The organism is Leisingera sp. NJS204 (assembly GCF_004123675.1).
Lineage (GTDB): Bacteria > Pseudomonadota > Alphaproteobacteria > Rhodobacterales > Rhodobacteraceae > Leisingera.
The window spans coordinates 44,696-67,002 of the sequence record NZ_CP035418.1 but is presented as its reverse complement, the minus strand read 5'-3'; the positions used below and the strand labels follow the sequence as shown (position 1 = coordinate 67,002).

The following is a 22,307-nucleotide window of genomic DNA, read 5'->3' as shown; positions in this document are numbered from 1 at the left end:
GGGCTGCAGGCGGGCAGGGGCACCGGGAAACAAAAGGCGGCAGCAAGGCGGACCCTGCTGCCGCAGTTCAGGGGGGAGGAGTTACTTCAGCAGGCCGATTTCGCGGTAGAACCGCTCAGCACCCGGATGCAGCGGAACGCCGATGCCCTCAACGCCTTCCAGCGCGGTTTCCAGGGTGATCGCCTTGCCCTTGGGGTGGCCGTTGTCCAGCAGTTTGCGGGCGGTATCGGACCACATCGCCTTGGTGATGCCATAGATCAGCTCTTCGTCCATATTGGCATTGGTGACCAGCATGCCGGAAACCGCCACGGTGTTCACGTCATAGTCCACACCCGGATAGGTGCCCGCCGGAATGGTTGAGGGGATGTAGTAAGGCACGGTGGTATTGGCCTGTTTGATCTCTTCCGCGGACCAGTTGTGCAGCTCCATGCCCTTGGTGTTATCCAGCTGGATCATCGCTGCGACGGGCGTGCCGGCAGCATAGAAATAGGCGTCCAGCTGGCCGTCGGCGATGCGCTCGGCGGATTGGGCGTTGTTCAGCTCGGCCTCATCCATGTTGTCGCGGTTGACACCGTGGTCGTCCAGAATCAGCTCAACCGCGATCTGGGTGCCAGAGCCGGCCTGGGCGATGCCCACGCGTTTGCCCTTGAGATCGGCAAGCCCGTCCAGCTTGTGGCCCTCGGGCAGCACCAGATGCAGGTCTTCCGGGAACAGATTGGCGATCACCCGCAAGTCGGGCTTGGCATTGCCTTCGAACTTGCCGGTGCCGTGATAGGCGAAATGCAGGGTCGCGGCGCCGGACAGGCCTGCTTCCATCTGGCCGTTCTGGATGGCATTCACATTATGCGCCGAGGCATTGGTCGACTGCGCCATCGCCACAAGGCCGGGCACGCCGCAATTGCCGCCTTCGTCACAGGCGCGTGAGCCGGGCGGGTTGGAAATCGCATTGGCGATGATGCCGCCGATCGGGAAGTAAGTGCCGCCCGCGCCGCCGGTGCCGATGCGGAAAAAGGTCATATCCTGTGCGGCTGCAGCACCGGTCAGCATGGTACAGGCCAATGCGGCCCCGGTCAGTTTCTTGAAAATTCCCATAATCTCTTCCCTTGATTATTGGCCGCAGCTTTGCCGCTGCAGCTTTCTCCTCCGATCTTTGCATCATGGAAAAGGAAATGCATAAGTACAAATTTAAAATTATACGGTATGTATAGATTGAATTTATGGTGGCTTAACATGAACTCTCATCAGCTTGCGGTTTTCCACGAGGTCATGAAAACAGGCTCTGTCAGCCAGGCGGCGCGCAACCTGCACCGCACCCAGCCCGCAATCAGCGCTGCCATCAAGGCGCTGGAGGAGGAGCTGGGCCTGACCCTGTTTTTGCGCGAGGGCCGCCGTTTGGTGCCGGTGCCCGAGGCGCAGTATCTGATGGAAGAAGCGACCGAGATCCTGTCGCGGCTGGAAACCGCGCAGCAGAACCTGGCGAACATGCGCGACCGGGTGCAGGGCTCTATCCGGATCGTGGCGATGCCGGGGCCGTCAACCTATCTGCTGCCGGAATTCATCAGCCGCTTTGTGGATGGCAAACCCGAGGTGCGGGTGACGCTGGCTACGCGCTCCTCGCCGCAGGTGCGCAGCCTGGTGGCGGCCGGCAGTTTCGACATCGGCTTTTGCGACATGAGCCGGTTCCGCGGCGACCGCAAGCTGTACACGGCAGAAGAACTGCCCAGCAATTGCCTGTGCGCGGTGCCGGCCGGCCATCCGCTGGCACACCGCGGCGTGATCACCGCCGCGGATCTGAACGGAGTGCCAATGGGCGCGCTGCAGCCGGATCACAACACCTATCAGGCCACCTCGCAGGCGTTTCAGCAGGCGGAGGCCGAATTCAACCTGCGCTATGACGCGCAGTATTTCCTGCCGCTGTTCCACTTCATCGCCGCCGGTCAGGCTTGCGCCATTGTCGATGTCCTCAGCGCTGAAAGCTACCGCCGCAGCAACCCGGATGAGGACCGGATCCGGTTTCTGCCGTTTGAGCCGCAGATCCCTTTTGGCTATTCGATTCTGACCCCCAGCGCGCGGCCGTTGTCGCAATTGGCGGCCAGTTTTGCCAAGGCCTGGCGGGAGTACATCCAGAATATACTTGCGTAAGCTGCTGTGCAGGAAAGATAAATTCGTCCGCACAGGATGCCCGAATTTCAGTCTTCACATCTATCTACAGAATTGTATACAGTTAAGAACACGAATCCTGGGCGTGCGCTCCAGGACAGATCTCACGACGGCTTAAGGGGGCCCCATGAAAGACTCGATGACCAACGCGCTGACCGGGGCCGAGGCGATGGTGCGCTCTTTGGAGGCGCATGGCGTCACCCATATCTTTGGCCTGTGCGGCGACACCACGCTGCCATTCTATGACGCGATGAACCGGCTGGAGCATGGCATCGCCCATGTCCTGACCCGGGATGAGCGCAGTGCGGCCTATATGGCCGACGGGTTTTCCCGCGTGACCGGCCGGGTGGGTGTTTGCGAAGGCCCCTCAGGCGGTGGCGCCACTTACATCCTGCCGGGGCTTATTGAGGCCAATGAGAGCTCTTATGCGGTGCTGGCGATCACCACCGACATCTCGGTCGGCTCTTACGGGAAATACCCGCTGACCGAGGTCAATCAGGAGGTCCTGATGGCGCCGCTGACCAAGTTCAACACGGTGATCAAACGCGCCGAACACATCCCGCGCATGGTGCGCCAGGCGTTCCGGGCGATGACCACCGGGCGTTCCGGCTCGGCGCATCTGGGGCTGCCCTATGACATCCAGTATGACGATGTTCCGGCGGAAGACATTTGGGGTGATCCCAAACACCAAAGCTACCCGTCCTACCGCGCAGCCCCCGAACCGGGTGCGGCAGAAGCCGCGGTTGAGGCCATCCTCACCGCCAAATCACCGCTGATCGTCTGCGGCGGCGGTGTGGTGATCTCCGGCGCGATGGAGGAGCTGGGCAGGCTTGCTTCCCGCCTTGACATCGCCGTGGGCACCTCTATCTCCGGCAAGGGTTCGCTGGCTGATACGCATCCGCAATCGCTGGGCGTGGTCGGCTCCAACGGCGGCACAGATGAGACCTGGGAGATGATGGAGGGTGCCGATCTGGTCATCTTCATGGGCTGCCGGGCAGGCTCCACCACCACCTCGCGCTGGGAGGCGCCCAAGCCTGGCCGCCGCATCGTGCATTTTGACAACGACCCGATGACCATCGGCGCCAATTACCCGACAGAGGTCGGCGTGGTGGCCGACCTGAAACTGGCGCTGCAGGCGGTCAATGCCTATCTGGACGGACGCAAGGGCGAAGTGCCAACGTTCAGCGGGGCCGCGAAAACCGCGGACATCAAACAGCGCAAGTTCGCCAAGTTCGAGGCGCTGGCAAACAGCGCAACCGATCAGGTCCTGCCGGAGCAGATCATCCACGCGCTGAACCGGAACCTGCCCGATGACGCCATCGTGGTCTCCGACCCCGGCACCAGCTGCCCCTATTTCAACGCCTATTCACAGCAGCAGCATTCGGGGCGGCAGTATATCACCAACCGGGCGCATGGCGCCTTGGGCTATTCCTTGTCGGCGTCGCTGGGTGCCTGGTTCGGGCGTCCCGGCTCCAAGGTTGTCGGGATGATGGGCGACGGCTCCTTCAACTTCACCTGCGGCGAGCTGGAAACCGTGGTGCGCTGCAATGCACCGATCACCTATGTGGTGTTCTCCAACGCCAACTTCGGCTGGATCAAGGCCAGCCAGCGCGACGACTGCGATAAGCGGTATTACAATGTCGACTTCAACCGCACCAACCACGCCGCCGTGGCCGAAGCGTTCGGCGTCAAGACCTGGCGGGTGGAACACCCTGAGGATCTGGACCCAGCCATCAAAGAAGCCTTTGCCCATGACGGCCCGACCCTGATTGACGTGGTCTGCCAGGCGCTGGAAGAGGCCGCCGCGCCTGTCCGCCGCTGGATGGGGTAATCCGTTCTTAAACCGGGAAATCGGAAGGCCGGGAAACATGCGCTCCCGGCCTTGTTTCTTTCACACGCTGCCCGCTATGAATTCGTGATACCCGAATTCACGAAAGGCGCCATCCCATGGACACCCCCACCGCCCCCAAAGCCGGCGCCATGCTGCACCTGCGCGGCAACATGCTGTCCGAAGGCGAGCCGGTGGCGCTGCCGCTCACGCAAAGCTCAATGTACCACCTGCCCGGCGACTGGACCGGCGGCCCCAGCTATGGCCGGGCGGACAATGCCACCTGGGAGCAGCTGGAGCATATGCTGGCCTATCTGGAGGACGCGCCTGCGCTGGCGTTTCCGTCGGGCATGGCGGCGATTTCGGCGGCGCTGTTTGCCACCTTGAAAGCAGGTTCGAAACTGCTGATCCCGTCTGACGGATATTATGTCACCCGGCGGCTGAGCGAGCGGTTTTTACAGAACCTTGGCGTGGAGGTCGAACAGCGCCCCACCACCGGATTTGCCGAGGGCGGATTTGAGGGCATTGACGTTGTTTTTGCAGAGACGCCTTCGAACCCCGGCCTGGATCTCTGCGATCTGCGCGCGATTGCTGGTGCGGTCCACGCGGCGGGCGGGCTGCTGATCGTTGACAACACCACCATGACCCCGCTGGGCCAGCGCCCGCTGGAGCTGGGGGCGGATGTGGTTGTGGCCTCCGACACCAAGGCGCCGGGCGGCCATTCGGATGTACTGATGGGGCATCTGGCCACCCGCAACGCCGGGATCCTTCAGGCTGCACGCGAATGGCGCCAGTTCGGCGGCGGCATTCCCGGCCCGCAGGAGGCCTGGCTGGCGCACCGGGGTTTAGAGACGTTGGAGGTGCGCTTTGACCGGATGTGCAGCACGGCGGAGGTTCTGGCCGAACGGCTGGCGGCGCACCCGCGGGTGCAGGAAATCCGGTTTCCGGGGCTGGCGTCCGACCCCTCTCACGCCCTCGCCAAGCAACAGATGTCCCGGTCCGGCTTCCTGATCTCGGTCACACTGGACTGCGCCGGACAGGCGGATGCATTCATCAACAACTGCCCGCTGATCCGCGCGGCGACGTCGTTTGGCGGGGTGCATACCTCGGCAGAACGCCGCGCCCGCTGGGGCGATGCGGTAGCGCCGGGGTTCATCCGTATCTCGGTTGGCACCGAACCGGCCGAGGAACTGTGGAGCGCCATGAAGGCTTCGTTGGAGGCGCTTGACGGCTAGGGGGCACGCGAAAAAGACAAGCTGTCCCCGCGGGGACAGCTGGCGGGTGCAGTCCGGCATCCCGGCTCTCTCTGCTTGCGCTTGGGGGAGAGGCTGGGGCAAGCGGGGCGCGGCTTTGGCGCGCAAAACCCGGCGGCGCGCAAGTGTTTGGCATTGCAGGAGGGTTTCAGGTCAGAGACTGATAAAGCGACGTGATCCAGTTGCTGACCGCTTTCACCTCGTCCCGCTGGCCTGCGCGGTCGTTGATCACCATGTAGTGGGACCGGCGTTTGGGCAGTTTGTATGCGGCCGGCGCGGTCACCAGCCCCTGCTCGACGTATTGCCGGGCAAAGCTTTCCAGCACCATTGTTACCCCGTGCCCCGCGGCCACCGTCTGCAGGGCCAGCAGCGAGGAGTCAGCCTTGAGCCAGCCGGCAGTGACCTGCAGGGTCAGCCCGTGCAGGTCTGCCAAGCGGCCCCAGTCGGTTTCAGATCCAATGATCTGCACCACATCGGCGCGGGCCAGATCTTCGATTGAGGGCGTCCTGCCCAGGGTCGCTGCATAGGCGGGGCTGCAGACCGGGATGGCGTTTTCGTGGCCCAGATGCAGGATCCGGGCCTCTTGCCAGTCGCCCGATCCATAGCGGATGTCAATGTCCAGCGCCTCCTCGTCAAAGCGGCTGGACCAGACGGTGGAGGACAGCTGCACGTGAATATCCGGGTGTTCAGCCTGGAACCGCGCCAGTTGCGGCGCGATCACCAGTGCGGCGCAGGAGATCGTCGCACGCAGGCGCACCACCCGCTTGCGTTTCTTGCTGAACAGCCCGGTGGTGGCGCGCAGCATTTCGTCAAAGGATTTGCGGATCGGCTGGGCATAGGCCTGGCCGGTATCCGTAAGCGCGACGCCGCGGGGCAGGCGTTTGAACAGCTGGGTGTCCAGGTGTTTTTCCAGCAGCCGGATCTGCTGGCTGATGGCAGCGGGGGTCAGGCCCAGCTCCTCGGCGGCGGCAGAAAAACTGCTGAGCCGCGCGGCGGCCTCAAAAGCTTTCAGCCAAGTGACATGGGGCAGATCGGTCATTCATACCTTTAAGCACAGCTTAGCCTTAGGGGCAAAACCCATTGTTTGAATTAACTGTACGCCAATGCGCAAGCTGGCGGCATCAAGGGACCCGGGTTCGCCATGGCACAAACATATGACTTCATTATCGCAGGGGCCGGTTCGGCGGGCTGTGTGCTGGCAGACAAGCTGACAGCGAATGGCCGCTACACTGTGCTGCTAATTGAAGCAGGCGGTACAGACCGGCGGTTTTGGATCAAGGTTCCAGTGGGTTACGGGTTCACCTTTTCGGATCCAGCAGTGAACTGGCGCTATTCGGCGGCACCGGATCCGGGCCTGAACGGGCGTCAGGCCTATTGGCCGCGGGGCAAGGTCCTGGGCGGTTCCAGCTCGATCAACGCGATGGCCTATGTGCGCGGGTTGCCGCATGATTTTGACGACTGGGAAGCGGCTGGCGCCAAGGGCTGGGGCTGGAAAAATGTCCGCCGCAGCTATGAGGCGCTGGAATGCCATGATGAGTGGCAGGGCGGCAATCGACGGCTGCGGGGCAAAGGCCCGGTGCGGGTCACCGATCTGAGCGAGCGGATGCATCCTTTTGCCCGGAACTTTCTGGCCGGTGCCCGGGAAATGGGCTGGCCGTTCCTGCCGGATATGAACGCGCGCGCTGAAGCCGGGGCCAATACGCTGCCGGGTGAAGGCATGGGCTATGTGCGCAGCACGGTGAAAGACGGGCGGCGCTGGTCCTCGGCTGACGCCTTCCTAAGGCCCGCAATGAAGCGCGGCAATCTGACCGTGGTCAGCGGCGCGCTGGTGGAAAAGGTGCTGACAGCGGGCGGGCGGGCGACTGGCGTCGCCTACCGGGTGAAGGGCCGGGTGATACAGGCAAAGGCCGCGCGGGAGGTGATCCTGAGCGCTGGCGCGGTGAACTCGCCGCAGCTCCTGCAATTGTCCGGCATCGGCCCGGCTAATCTGCTTCAGCGCCATGGCATCGAGGTCGCCCATGATCTGCCGCAAGTGGGGCAGGGACTGCAGGATCATCTGGCGGTGTCGCATTTCTTTTGGGCAAATACGGCAACTTTGAACGACAGGCTGGGCAGCTTTGCCGGCCAGATGAAGGCCGGGCTGCGCTATGTGCTGACCCGTAACGGACCCTTAAGCGTTCCGGTGAACCAGTGCAGCGGTTTTGTCCGCACCAAAGGCGCAGCACTGCCGGATGTGCAGGTCTACTGCAACCCGGCGTCTTATTCGACACGCGCCAGCGGCAAGCCGCAGATCGACAAGGACAACGGGTTCCTGCTGTGCGTGCAGCCAAGCCGGCCGACCAGCCGGGGGCAGATCACAATCCAATCCGCCGACCCGGCGCAGGCGCCGCGGATCGAGCCGAACGCGCTGTCTACCGACGAGGATAAGGCAACCGCGGTGCGTGCCAGCCATCTGCTGCAAGCATTGGCGCAGACCCCGGCCATCAAGGCGGTGACGCGGGAGCGGCGGGCGCCGGATATTCTGGAAATGGACGATGCGGCGCTGCTGGAGAATTTCCGGGAACGCGCCGGCAGCGTGTTCCATGCGGCCTGCACCTGCCGGATGGGCAGGGATGCCGCCGGCTCGGTGCTGGACGCGCGGCTAAGGGTGCATGGCATGGACGGACTGCGGGTGATTGACGCGTCCGCGTTCCCGAATGTGACCTCGGGCAACACCAATGCGCCTACCATGATGCTGGCGGCGCGTGGCGCGGAACTGGTTCTGGAAGACAATGAAAACAGGCCGTTGGCGGCTGAATGACAGGGAACCCCGTGATGAAACTCGACAAGATCGAAACCTTTGTGTTCGGCAATCCGCCGCCGCGCCACGGCGGGCGGTATTTCATCTTTGTGCGTCTGACCACCGCTTGCGGCATCACCGGAGCGGGGGAGATTTACAACGCCACATTCGGCCCCGATCTGTGCTGTGCGATGGCCGAGGAGATGTTTGCGCGCCAGTTCGCAGGCTGTGATCCGCATCATATCGAGAAGCTGTGGCGCAAATCTTATGGCGCGGGATACACGCTGCGGCCTGACGTGACCGTGATGGGTGTGCTCAGCGGTTTGGAAATGGCCTGCTGGGACATCATCGGCAAGGCAGCCGGCAAGCCGGTTTATGAGCTGATGGGCGGCCAGGTGCACGAGAAACTGCGCAGCTATACCTATTTGTACCCAGCGGACGGCGACGTCTACCCGGACCCGGACACGCCCAATGTCTACAACGACCCGGACATGGCGGCAGAGGCGGCCCTGATACAGGTGGACAAGGGCTTCACCGCGGTGAAGTTCGACCCTGCCGGGCCGTATACGATCTATGACGGGCATCAGCCGCGGCTGGAGGATCTGGAGCGCAGCGAGCTGTTCGTCAAACGCATCCGCGAGGCGGTCGGCACCCGCGCCGATCTGTTGTTCGGTACCCACGGTCAATTCACTGTCTCTGGCGCCAAACGCATGGCGCGGCGGCTGGAACCCTATGAGCCGCTGTGGTTCGAGGAGCCGACCACGCCGGAAAACCCCGCCGATATGGCCGAGGTGGCGCGGTTTACTTCGGTGCCGATATCCACCGGCGAGCGGCTGTGCACCAAACATGAATTCGCCCGCGTGCTGGAGGCCGGTGCTGCGTCAATCCTGCAGATGGACCTGGGGCGCGTTGGCGGCCTGCTGGAGGCCAAGAAAATCGCCAGCATGGCCGAAACACGGCAGGCGCAGATCGCGCCGCATCTCTATTGCGGGCCGGTGGTGGCGGCGGCGAACATCCAGATTGCAACCTGCAGTCCGAATTTTCTGATCCTGGAGTCGATCGGCACCTTTGAGGGACCGTATATGTCCTGTCTCAAATCCTCGATCACCTGGGAAGACGGCTATGTGATCCCGTCGGCTGAGCCAGGGCTGGGCGTCGAACTGGACGAGGCCGCAATTGCCGCTAGCCCTTACACCGGCAACGAATTGCATCTGGAACTGGCGCAGGAGCCGGTGGTGCAATAAGGGGTCCTGCCCCCTAACGCTGACAGCGCCGTTGACTGGCACCGGATCAGCAGCGGTGCCCGCCGGGCGGGTATGACTGCCCTGGCGGCGGCAGCCTGTCCGCCGCAAAGACCGCCCCGGCTGCAGAAGCCGGGGCGTCTACCGCTTTGGCGTTAACAACCGCCTCACCGCTGGCCGGAGGGTCCGGCGGCGTAGAGACAGAGCAGATCATTGGCGATGGTGGCCGCGGCGATGGCGGTGATCTCAGAGATGTCATAGGCCGGCGCGACCTCGACCACGTCCATGCCGACCACGTCGATGCCCGCCAGCCCGCGGATGATCTCCTGTGCCTGATAGGGGCTGAGACCGCCAATCACCGGCGTGCCGGTTCCGGGGGCCGAGGCAGGCTCCAGCGCGTCGATGTCGAAGGTGACATAAGTTTTGCTGTCGCCGGTGATGGCGCGGATTTTCTCTGCCACCGCCTCGGGGCCGGTTTTCTGAACCTCGATGGCGTCGATGATGTTCATGCCCATCGGGTCGGGGTTGTGGGTGCGGATGCCGACCTGGACCGAGCGGGCGGGATCCACAAGCCCTTCGCGGATGGCGTGCCACAGCATGGTGCCGTGATCGATACGGCCTTCCTCGTCCGCCCAGGTGTCGGAGTGGGCGTCGAACTGGATCAGGCTGAGGGGCCCGTGTTTCTCCGCATGCGCCTTTAGCAGCGGATAGGTTATGAAATGATCGCCGCCGATCGACAGCAGCGCGGTATCACTGGCCAGCACATCACGGGCGGCCTGGGTGATCTGGCCCGGCACCTTGTGCGGATAGCCGTAATCGAACTCGCAATCGCCATAATCGACCACCCGCAGCGCCTCGTATGGGTCCGCCTTCCAGGGCCAGGGTTTCGACCAGGCGATATGACTGGAGCCTGAGCGTACAGCGCGCGGCCCCAGACGGGTGCCGGAGCGGCTGGAGACCGAGAGGTCAAAGGGCACGCCCATCACCGCCACATCCGCGCTGCTGAGGTCGCGTGTATAGCGGCGGCGCATAAAGCTGAGCGCGCCGGCATAGCTGGCCTCGGCAATCACGCCGCGGTCATTGCTGCGGGTGAAAGCCAGGTCGCCCTGTACGGGGTTCACGCTGGAGGTTTCGGTCATCTGGGGCTCCGTTAGGTTGAAATTCCGGTCGGCCCCAGTTTGAAATCCGTTCTTATGCCGGTAAACTTGGCAAAGGACATATATCTATAGGTATAGATTTGAACGCTGAATTTCCCCACCCTCCGTTGGCCGCCAGCTGGGTGACCGCCCTGGCTGCTATGGCAGAAACACTTGGCACCGACCGCTTTCCCGGTGCGCTGCGGCAAATTCTGTCGCAGTGCTGCAGCTTTGATTCGATGGTCATCTCACGCTATGAGGGCGCGCTGCCGCCTGTCTCCTTGTATCAGGATCTGGATGAACTGCAGGCGGCGATTACCGTGGAGTTCTATGCCAGCGGCCCCTATCTTCTGGATCCGCTGTATCAGGCCTGCCGCAACGGCTGCACTCCGGGGGCCTACCGGTTGATGGATCTGGCACCAGAGGCGTTCTACCGGTCGGAATACTACCGCGCCTTTTACCGCAAGATCAGCATCAGCGACGAGATCGGCGTGCTGGTACAAGACGGGGCAGAGCGCTGGATCGTCGTCTCGCTGGCCCGTTTTTCCCGCCGGCAACGGTTTGAGGCGGCGGATAACGCGCGGCTGAATGCAGTGTTCCAATTGATCTCAGCTGCGGTTCTGCGGCAATGGGGACAGGCAGAGACGGCAGCACAAGGTTTCCAGAGGCCCGATTGGGAGGACCGGATGCAGACATTCGGCACCGGCGTCCTTAGCCCGCGGGAACGCGAGGTGGTGCAGCTGGTCCTGCAGGGGCATTCGACACCCTCGGCCGCCGCGTATCTTGGGATTGCAGAGGGCACTGTCAAAGTCCACCGGCATCACGCCTATTCAAAACTGGGAATTGCATCGCAGGCAGAGCTGTTCTCCATGGCCACCCGGCATCTTGCCGGGGCGCATTAGCTTCGAAAGCAGTGCGGCGGCATTCTGCAGTTTAACCGGACCAGGCCGCCCGCATGAAAAACGGTCAATTGAGACGGTAAAATCGTGCAGGATGACAAATTAGCGCCATGAATGACCTTAAAACGGTCATTTTGCCACAAAAACTGTTGACCATTTCCACACATTCGCGAAAGTCTGCTCTCAAGCCAGGGCTTTAGGCAGGCTGCTGCGCGGGCAGCCGCAAGTCTACTGGACGGTAATCATTGCCAGCAATCCGGAAACAGGAGACCGCCGGATTGCCTTCGGAGCAAAAGATCATGGGAGTGAAATCAAACCGATGCTGACGACACAGGATTACGCCGGTCACGCCGTTCGGATTGCAGAAATCGCATCTGATGCCGCCCGCTGTTATTTCCGCGGCCGGCTTGGGGTTGAATTCAAGGCGGATGAAAGCCCGGTCACCCAGGCCGACAAGGCGATCGAGGACAAGGTGCGCGCCTATCTGACGCAGCATTTCCCCGGCCACGGCATCTTTGGCGAGGAACATGGCTTTGACGGTGAGGACCGCAACGATGTCTGGATCATCGACCCGATCGACGGCACCCGGTCGTTTCTGGCGGGCCACCCGCTGTTCGGCTTTCTGCTGGGGTATTTGCAGGGCGGCGTCCCTCAGGCCGGGGTGATCGGCATGCCTGCCCTGGGGGAGACCTTTCTGGGGGTGCGCGGTGAAGGTGCGACGCTGAACGGCGCCCCGATCCGCGTGTCGGAACAGACCCGGTTGGACCGGTCGATCCTGTTCGTCAACGAGGGCGACAAGATCCACCGCGACTATCCGCATTTGTTCGAGCGGCTGATGCAGGCCGGCCAGACCCGCCGCTTTGCCTATGACTGCTATCCGCACGCACTGCTGGCAGCAGGCCATGCGGATGCGGTGATCGACTATGACCTGCAGCCCTATGATTACCTGCCGGTGTCAGCGGTCATCGAAGCCGCAGGCGGGGTGATCACCGATTGGGACGGCCTGCCGCTGGGGCTGAACTCGGACGGCCGGGTGATTTCGGCAGCGACTCCGGAACTGCACGGTGAAATGCTGGCGCTGATCAAAGGCTAACCCGGTGGCGGCTGCCTGAACGGGCCGCGTGCCTCTATGCCGGTCAAAAGACCGAAGCTTTGCTTAGAACAATACGCTGCCCGGCGCTTCTGGAAGATCCTCTTTATCCGGGGTCTCCAAGTAGTTGCGCACGGTGGGGTCGATCCGCGGGCTGCGGACCGGGTAGACACCGCAGGCGGCAATCGCCTCGCGCGCCGAGACCCGCTCATCCAGGCGCTTCCAGATCGCCCGCGCCGCATAGGGGCGCGGAAACGGCCGCCAGGCCACCCCCATGGTCATGCCGCGCAGGTACTTAAGCTGCTGACGGTGGGCCGAAAACAGGATGGTCTGCGCCACGCTGCCTTCGCGGGCGCGCTCATGCTCGGTGATGAACAGCCGGTTGCCGCGCAGGGTGACCATGCCTTCGTACCGCGAAATCTGCCGGATGCTTTGCTCGGGATCATGGGCGATTTCCAGGTTGCGGGACAGGATATACCCGTCCTGCTCAATAAACCGGGTCAGCGAGCAGAAGATCCCCTCGTCCCAGGACGGGGTGCGGAAATAGGCGTGGTAAAAGCCCAGGTAGCGCTTGAGATTGCGCTGCTGGCCGCGGAACGGCGACAGGAACCGGTCTGCCGGGCTGTGCTGCACCGGGCCTGCGGCTGCCTCCAGCCGGGTTTCGAATTCAGCGTTCGCGGTGAACAGCTGCGCTTCCGGGATCGAGAAATACCGGGCGATCCGGCGCAGGTTGTGGGCGGCGGGCAGGCTGCTGCCATTAAGGTAGCGGTTGAATTGCTGGCGGTTGATTCCGATCTCGCGGCAGATCTGCGCGATGCTGCCATGTTCGGCGCAAAGCGAGCGCAGGTTTTCTGAAAAACTTTCCGGCAATGCCCAGTATCCTTCGCAAATTGACGCTGGTTAGTATCTTAAAGCGTCAGTTCGCGCATGTTTGCACAGTTCCGTATTTGAAGAAACCGGGTTTTCTAGAAGGACCGCAACCCAGCCAGAGACCGCAATGCCCGCTGCAAGCACCCTTCATCACTGGATCCCGATGCCGGATGGGCGCCGTCTTGCGGCACGCCTGTGGCTGCCGGAGGGCACCGGTGACAGCGAAGGCGATTTTGATGACGAATTTTCCGAACAGGAATTGTGCGACGGCAAGGCCGTGCTGGCCATCACCGGCCGGGCCGGCACGTGGGAGCGCCGCTATCCGCATCTGTCCAAGCAGGCAGGTCGCCATCGATACAGAAAGCACCATGTTTTGCGACGGGCAGAGTTTCTATCTGACCCGCAAATTGCGCGCCACCGAAGGCGCGGATGAAACGGAAGTCCTGACAAAGGAATGGGCTGAAACCCTTCCGCGCGGGCTTCTTTGATCTGATCTTAAGGGAGGAAACCATGAAGATCGAATGGACCAAAGCGCCGGTGGGGCGCCGCAATTTTCTGAAAGGCGCAACCGCGCTAGGGGCGGCGGCTGCGCTGCCGATGGGCCTGGGCGGCCGCGCCATGGCGGCAGAGGGCGGCACGCTGCGGGTGCGCTCCTACGGTGATTTGCAAAGCATCGACCCGGCGTTTTCCAAGGGTGTGATCGACGAGGAAATCCACGCCTCGATCTACAACAAGCTGATCCAGTACAAGCCCGGCCGCGAATGGGACTGGCAGATGGACGCCGCCGCGATGATCGAACAGGGCGACGAGACCCATATCAAATTCGCGCTGCGCGATGATATCGGGTTCACAAACGGCTTTGGCGCGATGACCGCGGAAGACGTGAAATACAGCTTTGAACGCATCGTCGCGGATGAGACGGAAAGCCCGAACAAGCCCGACATGGGCCCGCTGAGCCACGTCGAAGTGACCGGCGAGCGTGAGGGCACCATCGTGCTGAAGGAACCCTTTGCGCCGCTGTGGAGCATTGCGCTGCCCTATATCACCGGCAACATCGTATCGAAAAAGGCCTGGGAGGCCGCAGGCGGCAAGGCAACCACTGATCCGCTGGCGGAATCCGGTCCCTACCTGCGTGACAGCTGGTCGCCCAAGGAAAAAACCGTGCTGAAGCGCAATCCGGACTGGAAAGGTGACGCGCCCGCCTGGGATACCATTGAGATCCTGCCGATTGACGACGAAAACACAGCCGAGATCGCCTTTGAGGCGGGTGAGCTGGACTTTACCCGCGTCTCATTGGGGTCGGTACAGCGTTACCGCGACGGGGTGCCGAATGGCGGCACGCTGCTGGAATACCCGTCGCTGTATTACACCTGGCTGGGCATGAACCTGGATCACCCCAAGCTGCAGAATAAGAAACTGCGGCAGGCAATCCAGCACGCGATTGATGTGCCCTCGGTGCTGGAGGCCGCCTATTTCGGCGCTGTGGACCCCTCCACCGGCATCATCGCGCCGGGCCTTGCGGGCAACCGCCCGCAGTCGCTGGTGCCGCCGCAGGCGGATTTTGCAAAAGCAGCAGAGCTACTGGCCGAATCCGGCGAGACCAACGTGACGCTGAAGCTCGACACGCTGAACAAGACCACCTTCACCACCGCGGCGCAGGTCATTCAGGCAACGCTGGCGCAGATCGGCATCACGGTTGAGGTCAACGTGCTGGAATCCGGCGCCTTCTGGGCCAGTGCAGACAACGAAGACCTGCAGCTGGTGCTGAACCGCTACTCAATGACACCGGACCCGTATTACGCAACCTCGTGGTTCATTACTGACCAGATCGGCCACTGGAACTGGGAACAGTTCAGCAATGAGGAATTCGACAAGATCCACACCGAAGCCTCGCAGCTGACCGACCAGGCCAAGCGGGACGAGTTGTACCGGCGGGCGCAGGACGTAATGGAGGAAAGCGGCGCCTACCGCTTCCTGACCCATGAGGCGACACCGGTGGTGCATTCGGCGGGTGTTGTGCCGGCACTGCGGCCCGACGGGCTTGCACTGCTGCGCTACTTCGGCAAGGCCTGATCCTCCCCAGGGCCTGACCGACTGGCACGGCTGCAATTCGCGGTGCAGCCGTGCCGATTTCCTCCGCACAGCGAGAACAAGGGAGCCATGCGGCCATGTTACTTTATGCACTCCGGCGCTTCGGGCTGGCACTGCTGATCCTGATCGTGGCGGTCACCGTCATGTTCCTGATGATCCGCGCCGTGCCCGGCGATCCGGTCCAGATCATGCTCGGCCCGCGCGCCACGCCAGAATTGCAGGCGCGCCTGACGGCCGAGCTGGCGCTGGACCAGCCGATCTGGAAACAGCTCGTCATCTTTTACGGCAACCTTTTGCAGGGCGATCTGGGAATAGATGTGTTCTCGGGGCGCTCGGTGACCGACATTGTGTTCCAGCAATTGCCCCATACCCTGTGGCTGATCCTGGGATCGATCATCTGGTCCGCCACCCTGGGCATCGGGCTGGGGGCCTATGCGGCGGCGCATCCCAACACGCTGATCGACCGGATCACCGCCGCGATTTCCGTCAGTTTTGTTGCCGCGCCTGCCTTTGTTGTGGCGCTGCTGTCGCTGCTGGTCTTTGCAGTGCATCTGCAGTGGTTTCCCGCCATCGGTGCCGGAGAAGGGTTCTGGGACCGCCTCAACCACCTGGTGCTGCCGGCCTTTGCCATCGGCCTTAGCTGGGTCGGCTATATCGCCCGGCTGGTGCGCGCCTCAATGCTGGAGGTGATGGGCGAAAGCCACATCCGCACCGCCCGCGCCTTTGGCATCAACGAACGCCGGGTGGTGCTGGTCTATGCGCTGCGCATCGCCATTCTGCCGGTGGTCACGGTGATCGGCGTCGGCATGGGGTTCCTTTTGTCTTCCGCCGTCTTTGCCGAGATCGTCTTTGCCCGGCCCGGGCTGGGCAAGCTGGTGATCGACAGCATCACCACCCGCAATTACCCGATCGTGATGGGATCGGTGCTGATCTCAACCGGCCTGTTTGTGGTTTCCACCGCGCTGGCTGATCTGATCAACGCCTGGCTCGATCCCCGCGCCCGCACAGCGCATTAAGGAGGGCGTTATGACCAAATCCCGTTCCGAACTGGGCCAGATCATCCACGGCGTCGCCCGCGACCCGCTGGGGCTGATGGGGCTGATCATTGTCGGCACCATTGTGTTCTGCGCCGTCTTTGCCATCTGGATCGTGCCCTATGATCCAGTGGCGATGAACATCAAGGACCGCCTGCAAGGCCCGTCCGCCGCCCATATCCTGGGCACCGACCAGCTGGGCCGCGATACGTTCTCGCGCGTCGTCATGGGCGGCCAAGTGGCGCTGAAAGTGGCGCTGCCCGCGGTATTCGGCGCCATGGCCATCGGCCTGACGCTGGGGATGATCGCAGGCTACGGGCCGAAATGGCTCGACAACCTGCTGATGCTGTTCTTTGACACCATCCGGTCCTTTCCCACCGTGATGTTTGCCCTGGCCGTGGTGGCGCTGGTGGGGCCAAGCCTGCAGACGGTGGTTGTGGTGGTCATGGCGACGTCGATCCCGACCTATGGCCGGGTGGCGCGGACCCAGACGCTGACCCTGCGCAATTCCGAATTCATTCTGGCCGAACGCTCGATGGGGGCCAGCATGAAGCGCATTCTGGGCGTGCATATGCTGCCCAATATCGTCGGCGTGCTGGCGGTGCTGGCGGCGATGGATATCCCCACCGTGATCGCGCTGGAGGCCGGGCTGTCCTTCCTTGGCCTTGGGGTGAAACCGCCGACGCCCAGCTGGGGCGCGCTGCTGAAAGACGGCTATTCGCTGATCCGCCAGACGCCGTGGCTGGTGGTGGGCGGGGGCTTGCCGATCATTCTGGCAACGCTTGGCTTCACCTTTCTGGGCGAGAGCCTGCGCGACGTGGTTGACCCGAAACTGAGGAAACAGCGATGACTGATACTCTTCTGGAAATCGACCGTCTCAGCGTCGACTATGAGACCGCCCGCGGCGACCTGCGCGCCTTGCGCGATATCAGCTTTGATGTGCGCAAAGGCGAGATTGTCGGCATCGTCGGCGAGTCGGGATGCGGCAAATCCACCCTGATCTCGTCCATTCTGCGGCTGACCGCGCCGAACACCCGGTTCCGTCAAGGCGAGGTGCGGTTCAAGGGCGAAGACCTGTTGCAACTGCCGGAGCGCAAGATGCGGGATCTGCGCGGTGCCGATATCTCCATCGTGTTCCAGGACCCGATGCAGACCCACAATCCGGTGCTGTCGATCGGCCAGCAGATGCTGGATATCCAGCACCGCTCCAAGGCGTCAAAACCCGACAAACGGGCGCGCGCCGCGCAGATGCTGGGCGCCGTTGGCATCCCGGATCCGGAGGCCCGGCTGGATCAGTTCCCGCATGAATTCTCCGGCGGCATGCGCCAGCGGATTGCCATCGCCATGGCGCTGATGTCGGAGCCCGATCTGCTGATCGCGGATGAGCCGACAACAGCGCTGGATGCCACGCTGGAGGTGCAGATCATCGAGCGCCTGCAAGAGCTGCAGCAGGAATTCGACTGCGCCATCCTGTTCATCTCGCATCATCTGGGGGTGATTGCCGAGCTCTGCGACCGGGTGGTGGTGATGTACGCCGGCGCGGTGATTGAAAGCGGCGACGTGCGCGAGATCTTCCACGATCCCAAGCATCCCTACACCCGCCGTCTGATCGACTGCGACCCCGGCCACATCAAGGAACGCGCCCGGGTTCTGCCCACCATCCCCGGCGAGGTGCCGGATCTGGCCAACCTGCCCGGCGGCTGCATTTTCCGCGACCGCTGCGACCAGGCAATGCCGCGCTGTGCCGCCGAGGTGCCGCCGCTGGCGCAACTGAAAGAAGGCCACCACGCGGCCTGCTGGCTGAACCATAAGGAGGCCGCGACATGAGCCTGCTGGATGTCAAAAACCTCAAGACCAGCTATGGGCCGGTCAATGTGCTGGCCGGTGTCAGCTTTACCGTTGAACCCGGCGAAACTTATGCGCTGGTTGGTGAAAGCGGCTCCGGCAAGACCACCGTGATCCGGGCGATTGCCGGGATGGCGCCGGCACAGGAGGGGTCCGTCAAATTCGACGGCCAGGAAATCCGCGGTGCCTCGGAACGGGAACTGCGCCCCCTGCGCAAGGACATCGCGATGATGTTCCAGGACCCGGTCGGCAGCCTGTCGCCGCGCCTGACCATCCGCAGCCTGATCACCGAACCCTACCGCATCCAGGGCATGAAGGACCGCGATCTGGACGCTGAGGCCAAGCGCCTTTTGGAAATGGTGAACCTGCCCGCGCATTTTGCCGACCGTTATCCCTATCAGCTGTCGGGCGGGCAGGCACGGCGGGTGGGCGTCGCCCGCGCGCTGGCGCTGGAACCCAAACTGATCCTGGCGGATGAACCCACCGCAGGGCTTGACGTGTCGGTGCAAGGGGAACTGCTGAACCTGATGAACGACCTGCGGGAGCGGCTGGGACTGGCGATGGTGATCATCACCCATAACCTGAACGTGGTGCGTCATGTGGCGGACCGGATGGGCATCCTCTATCTGGGCCGCCTGGTCGAGGAAGGCACCACCGAGGCGATCTTTAAGCACCCGCGCCACCCCTACACCCGCTGCCTGCTGAGCGCGAACCCGGAACCCGATCCCGACGCCCGGCTGGAACGCATCGCCCTGAAAGGCGAGCCGCCCAGCCTGCTCAAACGCCCCTCGGGCTGCGAGTTCCGCGAACGCTGTCCGTTTGCCCAGGAGTTCTGCATCCAGACCCCGCAATGGGAGGTCGAAAACGGCCACGGACTGCGCTGCCTGGCGCCTCTCGGCTGACATCCTGCAAAGAAAAGAAGACCATGACGCGCACATTGTACTTCAATGGCTCGATCCTGACGATGGATGCGGCCAATTCCACACCCGAGGCGGTACTGACCGACGGCGAAACGATCCGCATGACTGGACCTGCGTCCGAGCTGCGCGCGCAAATGCCAGCAGGCACGCAAGAGGTTGATCTGCAAGGCCAGACCCTGATCCCCGCCTTCATCGACCCGCACGGGCATTTCCCCGATCCCGGCTTTATCCGGCTGTTCCGGGTCAATCTTGCCTCGGCCCCCAGCGGCGATTGCCCCGACATCCCGACCGCGCTGGCCCGGCTGCGGGCAAGGGCGGCGGAAACACCTGCCGGGGAATGGGTGATGGGGGTGCTGTTCGACAATACCGCCATCGCAGAGGGCCGGATGCCGACCCGGGCCGAGCTGGACAGCGTGTCCACGGACCATCCCATTTGGGTCATCCATGCCTCAGGCCACAATGGATCAGCCAATTCACTGGCATTGCACCTTCACGGTGTGAACCGCGGCACGCCCGACCCTTTGGGCGGGCGGTTCGGGCGCGATCCGGAAACCGGCGCGCTGACCGGTCTGATCGAGGGATTGTCAGCAATGCGCGAGATGGGCGACACCGATTTCCTGATCAGCCGCGAACGGTTCTGGGCGGGTTTCAACAGCTGCCGCGATGAATACCTGTCTTATGGTGTGACCTATGCGCAAAACGCCTGGGCCACGCGCAAGATGCTGGAACATTTCGCCTCGCTGCCTGTCGGTCAGGACCCGGGCTATGACCTGATGCTGCTGCCCATCGGCGAGCTGGAACCTGCGCTGACGGATGGTCCCGATGCGCTGGACTGGCCCGGCAATCCGCATTTCACCCTTGGCCCGCGCAAGCTGTTCACCGACGGGGCGTTTCAGCTGCAGACCGCATACCTCAGCGCGCCCTATCACCGGCCTGCGGACCCGGAGCACCCCTGCGGGATGCCCTATGCAGCCGAAACGGACCACCGCCGCGACGTGAAGAAACTGCATGATCTGGGCCACCAGATCCATTGCCATTGCAACGGCGATGCCGGCGCGCAGATGTTCATTGATGCGGTCGCCGCAGCGCTGGAGGCCAACCCGCGGGGTGATCACCGCCACACGATCATTCACGGCCAGGCCCTGCGGGACGACCAGTTGCAGCAGATGGCCAAACTGGGGATCACCGTCAGCTTTTTTCCGGCACATGTGCATTTCTGGGGCGACCGGCATTACGACACTTTCCTGGGGCCGGACCGTGCCGGGCGGATCTCTCCCTGTGCCTCGGCTGAGCGGTTCGGCGTGCGCTACACCATCCACAATGATGCCTCGGTGACGCCGACCCGGCCGATCCATCTGGCCCATTGCGCGGTGAACCGGCTGACCGCCAGCGGGCGGCGGCTGGGCGAGGATCAGCGGATCAGCGTGTTGTCCGCCCTGCGCGCACAGACCATCGATGCCGCCTGGCAGGTTTTCAAGGAGGACAGCCGCGGCTCCATCGAGGCTGGCAAGCTGGCGGATTTTGCAGTGCTGAACCGCAATCCGCTGGAAGACCCTGACAGCATTGAGAGCACCAAAGTAACGCAGACCATCCGCCGCGGCAAAACAGTCTGGATGCAGGGGAAATGACAGGCTTGCAAAAACAACCGCGCATTGCCATCGCCGGTTTCCAGCATGAAACCAATTGCTTTGGCACCACCAAGGCCGGGCTGGCGGAGTTTGAGATGGCGGATTCCTGGCCTGCCATGCTGCATGGGGCCGAGGTGATCTCTGAGACCTGCGGCATGAACCTGCCCGTCGCGGGATTTGCAGCAGCGGCTGAGGCGGCGGGCATGGCGCTGCTGCCGGTTTTGTGGGCTTCGGCGGAACCGTCCGCACATGTGACGGACCACGCCTTTGAGACCATATGCGGCAAGCTGCTGGATGGTTTGCGCGCTGCCGGGCCGCTGGACGGAATATTCCTGGACCTGCATGGGGCAATGGTCACGGAAACACATGCGGACGGCGAGGGCGAGATCCTGCGCCGGGTGCGTGCCCTGGTAGGGCCGGACCTGCCCATCGTGGTCAGCCTGGACCTGCACGCCAATATCTCGGCGGCGTCGGCCGATCTGGCCTCTTACATTGCGATCTTCCGGACCTATCCGCATTTGGACATGGCAGAGACCGGCGCGCGCTGCGTGCCGGTGCTGCAGCGGCTGCTGGCGGGGGAGCGGCTGTGTAAGGCGTTCCGGCAGATGGATTATCTGATCCCCCTGCATGCGCAATACACCGGCGCAACACCCGGCAAACAGCTTTATGCATCTCTGCCGCCGCTGGAGCAGGGCGGGGTTGTTGCGGATATTGCTCTGGGGTTCACCGCGGCGGATTTCCCGGACACACGGCCCTCATGCGTTGCATATGGCCCAACAGCTGCGGCGGCAGAACAAGCGGCTGACCATATCGCGATGCTGTTCGCCGAGTTGGAATCGCAATCGGAACACCCGATGCTGACGCCGCAGCAGGCCGCGGCGCTTGCCTGTCAGCCGCGCGCGGGCAAGCCGGTGGTGCTGGCGGATGTGCAGGACAATCCGGGTGCCGGCGGAACTTCGGATACCACAGGGCTGCTGGCAGCACTGGCAGGTGCAGGTGCGCAAGGCGTGCTGATGGGGCTGTTTCATGATCCGCTTACAGCAGAGGCGGCGCATGAGGCCGGGCAGGGGGGCATCTTCCGCGCCGCCCTTGGCGGGCGGTCAGGCACCCCTGGCGATCAGCCCTATGAGGCAGAGTTTCAAGTGGTGGCGCTTGGCGATGGCATGTGCCGTTACACCGGCGAAATGTATGGCGGCGGGGTGGCCACGCTCGGCCTCACGGCCGCAATCCGGCTGCATGGGGCCGACGCGGATATCACCCTTGTGGTCACCAGCGTCCGCAATCAATGCCTGGATCTGGCGCATTTCACCCATATCGGGCTGCAGCCAAAGGGTTTCCGCACCATTTGCGTCAAAAGCACCGCCCATTTCCGCGCCGATTTCGAGCCGGTGGCGAGTGCGGTCTATCCGGTTGCCGCACCAGGTGTGTTCCCCTGCGATCTGGGCTCGTTTCCCTACAAAAACCTGCATCCGAACGTAAAAGCCGCCCCTGCAAAAGTCTGAGGCTTATTGCACGGGCGGAGTTTGCAAGCGG

General features: G+C 63.0%; 19 protein-coding genes. 15 read left to right on the top strand and 4 right to left on the bottom strand.

The features are described from left to right. Positions 1 to 81: 81 nt before the first annotated feature. Positions 82 to 1,092, bottom strand: a complete 1,011-nt coding sequence (locus tag ETW24_RS20965; RefSeq protein ID WP_129373045.1) for a TAXI family TRAP transporter solute-binding subunit — start codon at positions 1,090 to 1,092, stop codon at positions 82 to 84. A gap of 138 nt (positions 1,093 to 1,230) precedes the next feature. Between ETW24_RS20965 and ETW24_RS20960 the strand changes: the two genes are divergently transcribed. The 3 genes from ETW24_RS20960 (at position 1,231) to ETW24_RS20950 (ending at position 5,223) form a co-directional block, all read left to right on the top strand. Beyond that, positions 1,231 to 2,142, top strand: a complete 912-nt coding sequence (locus ETW24_RS20960) for a LysR family transcriptional regulator (RefSeq protein ID WP_129373044.1) — start codon at positions 1,231 to 1,233, stop codon at positions 2,140 to 2,142. Positions 2,143 to 2,299: 157 nt separating this feature from the next. Then, entirely contained in the window at positions 2,300 to 3,991 is a 1,692-nt protein-coding gene (locus ETW24_RS20955) for a thiamine pyrophosphate-binding protein (protein WP_129373117.1), read from the top strand. 116 nt (positions 3,992 to 4,107) lie between these two features. Next, complete coding sequence (locus ETW24_RS20950) at positions 4,108 to 5,223, top strand: cystathionine gamma-lyase (protein WP_129373043.1); 1,116 nt, start codon at positions 4,108 to 4,110, stop codon at positions 5,221 to 5,223. A gap of 166 nt (positions 5,224 to 5,389) precedes the next feature. On the opposite strand, the gene ETW24_RS20945 is transcribed toward ETW24_RS20950, so the two are convergent. Further along, positions 5,390 to 6,280, bottom strand: a complete 891-nt coding sequence (locus ETW24_RS20945) for a LysR substrate-binding domain-containing protein (protein ID WP_129373042.1) — start codon at positions 6,278 to 6,280, stop codon at positions 5,390 to 5,392. Positions 6,281 to 6,382: 102 nt separating this feature from the next. Between ETW24_RS20945 and ETW24_RS20940 the strand changes: the two genes are divergently transcribed. Together ETW24_RS20940 and ETW24_RS20935 are read left to right on the top strand one after the other, a co-directional pair. Continuing rightward, entirely contained in the window at positions 6,383 to 8,041 is a 1,659-nt protein-coding gene (locus ETW24_RS20940) for a GMC family oxidoreductase (RefSeq protein ID WP_129373041.1), read from the top strand. 14 nt (positions 8,042 to 8,055) lie between these two features. Then, entirely contained in the window at positions 8,056 to 9,264 is a 1,209-nt protein-coding gene (locus ETW24_RS20935) for a mandelate racemase/muconate lactonizing enzyme family protein (RefSeq protein ID WP_129373116.1), read from the top strand. A gap of 164 nt (positions 9,265 to 9,428) precedes the next feature. Here the strand turns inward: ETW24_RS20935 and speB are convergent, their stop codons facing one another. Continuing rightward, positions 9,429 to 10,400: an agmatinase gene (speB, locus tag ETW24_RS20930; protein WP_129373040.1), complete on the bottom strand. Its 972-nt coding sequence runs from the start codon at positions 10,398 to 10,400 to the stop codon at positions 9,429 to 9,431. Between the two features lie 158 nt (positions 10,401 to 10,558). Here speB and ETW24_RS20925 point away from each other — a divergent pair, with 158 nt between their 5' ends. Further along, a complete protein-coding gene (locus tag ETW24_RS20925) occupies positions 10,559 to 11,299 on the top strand; it encodes a helix-turn-helix transcriptional regulator (RefSeq protein WP_129373039.1) in 741 nt (246 codons plus the stop codon). A 316-nt stretch (positions 11,300 to 11,615) separates the two neighbouring features. After that, entirely contained in the window at positions 11,616 to 12,389 is a 774-nt protein-coding gene (locus ETW24_RS20920; protein WP_129373038.1) for an inositol monophosphatase family protein, read from the top strand. 63 nt (positions 12,390 to 12,452) lie between these two features. Here the strand turns inward: ETW24_RS20920 and ETW24_RS20915 are convergent, their stop codons facing one another. Beyond that, the gene (locus ETW24_RS20915; protein ID WP_129373037.1) at positions 12,453 to 13,256 is read right to left on the bottom strand and encodes a helix-turn-helix transcriptional regulator; all 804 of its coding nucleotides are present in this window, start codon (positions 13,254 to 13,256) and stop codon (positions 12,453 to 12,455) included. Between the two features lie 127 nt (positions 13,257 to 13,383). Between ETW24_RS20915 and ETW24_RS20910 the strand changes: the two genes are divergently transcribed. From ETW24_RS20910 to ETW24_RS20875, 8 genes are all read left to right on the top strand, one after another. Further along, positions 13,384 to 13,689, top strand: a complete 306-nt coding sequence (locus tag ETW24_RS20910; RefSeq protein ID WP_164982797.1) for a hypothetical protein — start codon at positions 13,384 to 13,386, stop codon at positions 13,687 to 13,689. Between the two features lie 77 nt (positions 13,690 to 13,766). After that, positions 13,767 to 15,329, top strand: coding sequence for an ABC transporter substrate-binding protein (locus ETW24_RS20905; RefSeq protein WP_129373035.1), 1,563 nt, complete (start codon positions 13,767 to 13,769; stop codon positions 15,327 to 15,329). A 95-nt stretch (positions 15,330 to 15,424) separates the two neighbouring features. Next, entirely contained in the window at positions 15,425 to 16,363 is a 939-nt protein-coding gene (locus ETW24_RS20900) for an ABC transporter permease (protein WP_129373034.1), read from the top strand. Positions 16,364 to 16,373: 10 nt separating this feature from the next. Next, entirely contained in the window at positions 16,374 to 17,231 is an 858-nt protein-coding gene (locus ETW24_RS20895; RefSeq protein ID WP_129373033.1) for an ABC transporter permease, read from the top strand. After that, positions 17,228 to 18,208: an ABC transporter ATP-binding protein gene (locus ETW24_RS20890; RefSeq protein ID WP_129373032.1), complete on the top strand. Its 981-nt coding sequence runs from the start codon at positions 17,228 to 17,230 to the stop codon at positions 18,206 to 18,208. Before ETW24_RS20895 ends, ETW24_RS20890 begins: the two co-directional genes overlap by 4 nt. Further along, positions 18,205 to 19,128 (top strand): oligopeptide/dipeptide ABC transporter ATP-binding protein, encoded by a 924-nt coding sequence (locus ETW24_RS20885; protein ID WP_129373031.1) that lies wholly within the window; start codon positions 18,205 to 18,207, stop codon positions 19,126 to 19,128. The genes ETW24_RS20890 and ETW24_RS20885 overlap by 4 nt, the downstream gene beginning before the upstream one ends. 23 nt (positions 19,129 to 19,151) lie before the next feature. Then, positions 19,152 to 20,774, top strand: a complete 1,623-nt coding sequence (locus ETW24_RS20880) for an amidohydrolase (RefSeq protein ID WP_129373030.1) — start codon at positions 19,152 to 19,154, stop codon at positions 20,772 to 20,774. Beyond that, on the top strand, positions 20,771 to 22,276 hold the full coding sequence (locus ETW24_RS20875; protein ID WP_129373029.1) for a M81 family metallopeptidase: 1,506 nt from the start codon (positions 20,771 to 20,773) through the stop codon (positions 22,274 to 22,276). The genes ETW24_RS20880 and ETW24_RS20875 overlap by 4 nt, the downstream gene beginning before the upstream one ends. The last annotated feature ends 31 nt before the right edge of the window (positions 22,277 to 22,307 follow it).

Excerpts from the sequence above, each read along its gene's own strand:
- ETW24_RS20965 (WP_129373045.1), bottom strand. The coding sequence starts at position 1,092 with ATGGGAATTTTCAAGAAACTGACCGGGGCCGCATTGGCCTGTACCATG.
- ETW24_RS20960 (WP_129373044.1), top strand. The coding sequence starts at position 1,231 with ATGAACTCTCATCAGCTTGCGGTTTTCCACGAGGTCATGAAAACAGGC.
- ETW24_RS20955 (WP_129373117.1), top strand. The coding sequence starts at position 2,300 with ATGACCAACGCGCTGACCGGGGCCGAGGCGATGGTGCGCTCTTTGGAG.
- ETW24_RS20950 (WP_129373043.1), top strand. The coding sequence starts at position 4,108 with ATGGACACCCCCACCGCCCCCAAAGCCGGCGCCATGCTGCACCTGCGC.
- ETW24_RS20945 (WP_129373042.1), bottom strand. The coding sequence starts at position 6,280 with ATGACCGATCTGCCCCATGTCACTTGGCTGAAAGCTTTTGAGGCCGCC.
- ETW24_RS20940 (WP_129373041.1), top strand. The coding sequence starts at position 6,383 with ATGGCACAAACATATGACTTCATTATCGCAGGGGCCGGTTCGGCGGGC.
- ETW24_RS20935 (WP_129373116.1), top strand. The coding sequence starts at position 8,056 with ATGAAACTCGACAAGATCGAAACCTTTGTGTTCGGCAATCCGCCGCCG.
- speB (WP_129373040.1), bottom strand. The coding sequence starts at position 10,400 with ATGACCGAAACCTCCAGCGTGAACCCCGTACAGGGCGACCTGGCTTTC.
- ETW24_RS20925 (WP_129373039.1), top strand. The coding sequence starts at position 10,559 with ATGGCAGAAACACTTGGCACCGACCGCTTTCCCGGTGCGCTGCGGCAA.
- ETW24_RS20920 (WP_129373038.1), top strand. The coding sequence starts at position 11,616 with ATGCTGACGACACAGGATTACGCCGGTCACGCCGTTCGGATTGCAGAA.
- ETW24_RS20910 (WP_164982797.1), top strand. The coding sequence starts at position 13,384 with ATGCCCGCTGCAAGCACCCTTCATCACTGGATCCCGATGCCGGATGGG.
- ETW24_RS20905 (WP_129373035.1), top strand. The coding sequence starts at position 13,767 with ATGAAGATCGAATGGACCAAAGCGCCGGTGGGGCGCCGCAATTTTCTG.
- ETW24_RS20900 (WP_129373034.1), top strand. The coding sequence starts at position 15,425 with ATGTTACTTTATGCACTCCGGCGCTTCGGGCTGGCACTGCTGATCCTG.
- ETW24_RS20895 (WP_129373033.1), top strand. The coding sequence starts at position 16,374 with ATGACCAAATCCCGTTCCGAACTGGGCCAGATCATCCACGGCGTCGCC.
- ETW24_RS20890 (WP_129373032.1), top strand. The coding sequence starts at position 17,228 with ATGACTGATACTCTTCTGGAAATCGACCGTCTCAGCGTCGACTATGAG.
- ETW24_RS20885 (WP_129373031.1), top strand. The coding sequence starts at position 18,205 with ATGAGCCTGCTGGATGTCAAAAACCTCAAGACCAGCTATGGGCCGGTC.
- ETW24_RS20880 (WP_129373030.1), top strand. The coding sequence starts at position 19,152 with ATGACGCGCACATTGTACTTCAATGGCTCGATCCTGACGATGGATGCG.
- ETW24_RS20875 (WP_129373029.1), top strand. The coding sequence starts at position 20,771 with ATGACAGGCTTGCAAAAACAACCGCGCATTGCCATCGCCGGTTTCCAG.